The organism is Flavobacterium sp. T50_26, from assembly GCF_057652995.1.
This window is the reverse complement of the sequence record NZ_JBYFCC010000056.1, coordinates 1-1028: the sequence shown is the minus strand read 5'-3', so window position 1 is coordinate 1028 and position 1028 is coordinate 1. Positions and strand designations below refer to the sequence as shown.

The 1028-nt window shown below is 30.4% G+C and carries 1 protein-coding gene; it reads right to left on the bottom strand.

What is annotated here, in order from left to right:
• Positions 1-22 precede the first annotated feature (22 nt).
• Entirely contained in the window at positions 23-928 is a 906-nt protein-coding gene (locus AC23MC_RS16410) for an IS982 family transposase (RefSeq protein WP_487569404.1), read from the bottom strand.
• Between the last annotated feature and the right edge of the window lie 100 nt (positions 929-1028).

The window sequence follows — 1028 nt, the reverse complement described above, 5'->3', positions numbered from 1 at the left end:
TTAACGTGAGTTCGATATAAAATTACTGAAAAAGGATCAATTGTTTAGTGTCCACGAAGTTGTTTTTTAGAGATGGTTTTTTCTCTGCAAAATTATAGGCGATTAGTGCTGAAAAGATGTTGTTGAAGTAGTTTATTTGAGAGCGATTTCTTGAGTGTTCTACTTGAAAAATATTTTTTAATTGATCAAAAATCGTTTCAATGATTGCTCTTTTTCTCAAGTAAAATGCATCTTGAATAGGAGTAACTAATCTGGTTTTCATATTCTTTCTTAACTTGGTTATAAGATGAATCCCGTTAGAAAATAGAGACTGAAAAAGCTCTTTTGACAAATACCCTTTATCTCCAAATAGTTTTCCGTAAAGTTTATTAATGAAGCCTTTCATTTTTAATGGGTTTGTATCATGAACATTAGCTGGAGTAAGCATAAAATCTATGATTCCCCCACAGTCATTCGTTATAATGTGGAGCTTAAAGCCAAAGAACCAACCCAGTGAACATTGACCTCGTTGAGCTATTTCCTTAAATGTTTTATGTTGTCCAATTCTTCTTTTATCACATACTCGAAGAGGTGTAGAATCTATAAAACTAATCCCTGTACAATCTGCTAGACCTCTTGTTTTTAAGTAAATCATCATAGGGATAAAGGAAGATGATTTTAACTCAACCATCCTGTTGTAGCTTACCAAATTAGGAAACTCATTCTTTAGGAATTTGCACACATAATCAAGGTAAAAAGTTTTGAAATTTCTATAACCTGAAATGTGAAAAAGAACCTGAATTGTAATTATCTCAGAAAGAGATAAATTTGATTTTCTGATACGTTTTTTACCTCCTGAAATCAGTTGATTTTCCCAATTGGGAACAAATTCTTTACAAAAATCATCGATAGAACAAAAAATCTGTGTAATTTTATGTTGCGAAAGCATAAGCAAAAGTTTAGTATTTATTTGAAAATAAGCACTTTAAATATACTAACTTTTGCTTTTTTGTACAACTTTTTTAGTGAAATTATATCGAACTCACGTT

Bases quoted from the DNA above. Each gene is read 5' to 3' on its own strand.
- AC23MC_RS16410 (WP_487569404.1), bottom strand. From the start codon at position 928: ATGCTTTCGCAACATAAAATTACACAGATTTTTTGTTCTATCGATGAT.